This is a genomic window from uncultured Bradyrhizobium sp., from assembly GCF_936943645.1.
Taxonomy (GTDB): Bacteria; Pseudomonadota; Alphaproteobacteria; order Rhizobiales; family Xanthobacteraceae; genus Bradyrhizobium.
The window spans coordinates 1-2,396 of record NZ_CAKZJO010000037.1 but is presented as its reverse complement, the minus strand read 5'-3'; the positions used below and the strand labels follow the sequence as shown (position 1 = coordinate 2,396).

Here is a 2,396-nt window from a genome sequence, read left to right as displayed (position 1 = left end):
CTGCCGACGAACGAGTCGTTGACGGTGTATTTGAATGCATCAACGACTTTCTCACCCTTCGCCAGCGCATCGGTATCCGGATCGCTGTTGTCCAGATGATAAACCCACTGACCACGCGCGGACAGACTGAGCGTGCCGAATTCTCCATGGAACTTGCCGGTTTTGCTCACAGTCAGGGGATCAAAATCCGGGTCGCTGTCGTTGGACAGGACGTTGCCTTTGGCCACGGCATCGCCGGGAACGCCGCGTCCCGCCTCAATGACGGCATCGCCGCCATTGGTGTCGTCGCGGGCAACCGGAGGCCCGTTGCGGCCTCGCGCCACAAGATCACTGTCCTCGCCGGAGGCAGCCGCCCGAGCCTGGACAAAGTCGAGGACCTGTTCGGAGCCGTAGGGGGGCATGCCTGCGCCGGCAAAGCGCTGTACCGGATCGAGCAGAATATTGTCCTCGGATACTGCGCGCCTGTCCATGGCATCCTCTATAGCGGTGTCGGGCAAGCCGGCGGTCACCGACTGGAATGCTGATGTTGAAGTTGTGGCGGGGAGTGAGAAAGTAAGCTCCGCCCCGACGTGATGAAGAGTAGGATGAGTTGAATATACGGGCAAGGTAAATCCATGCGCGTGGGGCCGGAAGAGAGTATTACTCGCTGACTATTTTTGGGGGAAATTGATTGTCGACCGCCATGGCTTCGACATTCTCGCCGCTTCCGGCTGACACGTCCTGTGTTAGGCCCTGTTGACAAAGTGGATTCCCAAATCAGTGGGATTATGATTCAAGACTGCTTTTTAGGAGGCGGTTTTGGCTCGTGGAGACTTGACGGACGCCGAATGGCGGATTGTGGAGACGCTTTTACCTACGGAGCGTGGACGAAAGTCTCGTCCCGCCCACGATAATCGGCAGTTTCTCAATGGCATGCTTTATGTTCTGCGGGTCGGTTGCCCTTGGCGGGACATGCACGAGCGCTATGGAAAGTGGAATTCCGTCTATGTGCGCTTTCGCCGATGGGCTGAGCAAGGCATTTGGGATGCGCTTTTGGAAACGCTGGTCGAACTGGGCCTGACGGATGACTGGCGGCATATGATCGACAGCACCACCGTTCGGGGTCATTCGCAAGCCGCCGGCGCAAAAGGGGGACTTATCAGGAGGCTTTTGGTCGATCACGCGGCGGCTTTACGACAAAAATCCATGCCCGCGCAGACGGTCAGGGACGCCCTCTTGGCTTTCTCCTGACCAGCGGCCAAGCCTCTGACTATAATGAAGCTTTGGCTCTTTTGGCTTTGCCCGTCAATAAACCGAAGCTGTTCATGGGCGACAAAGGTTATGATGGCGACAGTCTTCGCCAAGACTTGCTGATCCACGGCATCTTGCCGGTCATCCCTCCCAAGTCCAACCGCAAGGATCCGCCGTCCTGCGACTATGACGCCTATCGCGACCGCAATAGAATCGAACGCATGTTCAACAGATTGAAGCAGTCTCGTCGGATCGCTACGCGCTTCGACAAAACCATAATCTCCTTCATGGGCTTCCTAAACTTGGCCGCAATCCGGATTTGGTTGCCAAACTTTGTCAACAGGGCCTAGCTTACAAACCGCCGCGCCAGACCTGCCGACGCATCAAATCTCGATGTCGCGCCTAGGTCAGTGCGGTGACGAGGGATAGGGATTTGAGCGAACGCTGTTCGCGAAGAGGTTCGCCGCAAATGAAAAACGTCCAAGCTGTGCGAATCGCTATCTACGACCAATTTCAGAACTCACTTGCTGTCCAGCGCTATTTCTTTCGAGATGAAAACAAGGATGTGTACGCGGCCTACTACACGTCAATGTTCCTGATACAAGACACGGCCGAGGCCATATATGTGCACATGGCTCGCGGCTTCTCGCCTGACCCGATGATGGCTTACATCGAATTCTGGGGGGGGTGATGCAAGCCATAATCATTCAACAGGACGCCATCTCCGAGCTATATATCGCCGTTGTCGGACACAAATGGGCCGCTAAAGGAGGGTCGGCTTGGCAGGAGCTTCGCGACAAGCGGAACCTGTGCGCGGGCCATCCGGCAAATCGCAGGGCAGGTAAGCAGAAAACGTTTATGGGCCGAAGATTCGGCAGCCACGACCAGATCACATACGAACTGTATGATGCCCATACTAAAGCAATCACTCATTCATCATTCGACCTGCGAAAAATGATCGACAAGTATGATACCGAGGCAGGCCATGTTCTGGGAAGCATCCTCGGAGCTATGTGTGAAAAGTGGCCTTGACCCCGGAGCCGTACTACCTCGGTACTGCCTTGGTCCATACTCAGGCAGTGCGGTAATTAGTAGTCTATGCAAGCGATTGATTTCTCTTGAACTTCTGGTGAGCGCGATGGGATTCGAACCCATGACCACGTGGT

3 protein-coding genes and 1 pseudogene are annotated in these 2,396 nt (G+C 55.5%); 3 read left to right on the top strand and 1 reads right to left on the bottom strand.

Going from position 1 to position 2,396, the window contains the following annotated elements:
* The coding region (locus Q0743_RS04015) for an Ig-like domain-containing protein (RefSeq protein WP_298240294.1) at window positions 1-470 on the bottom strand (470 nt) is incomplete at its 3' end.
* 367 nt (window positions 471-837) lie between these two features.
* On the opposite strand from Q0743_RS04015, the pseudogene Q0743_RS04005 reads away from it, so the two are divergent.
* The 3 genes and pseudogenes from Q0743_RS04005 (at window position 838) to Q0743_RS03995 (ending at window position 2,262) form a co-directional block, all read left to right on the top strand.
* A pseudogene (locus Q0743_RS04005) lies at window positions 838-1,580 on the top strand (IS5 family transposase).
* Between the two features lie 83 nt (window positions 1,581-1,663).
* A complete protein-coding gene (locus Q0743_RS04000) occupies window positions 1,664-1,921 on the top strand; it encodes a hypothetical protein (protein WP_298240293.1) in 258 nt (85 codons plus the stop codon).
* On the top strand, window positions 1,921-2,262 hold the full coding sequence (locus Q0743_RS03995) for a hypothetical protein (RefSeq protein WP_298240292.1): 342 nt from the start codon (window positions 1,921-1,923) through the stop codon (window positions 2,260-2,262). The genes Q0743_RS04000 and Q0743_RS03995 overlap by 1 nt, the downstream gene beginning before the upstream one ends.
* Window positions 2,263-2,396: the final 134 nt, after the last annotated feature.

Coding starts and splice junctions, on each gene's coding strand:
- Q0743_RS03995 (WP_298240292.1), top strand. CDS start 1,921: ATGCAAGCCATAATCATTCAACAGGACGCCATCTCCGAGCTATATATC.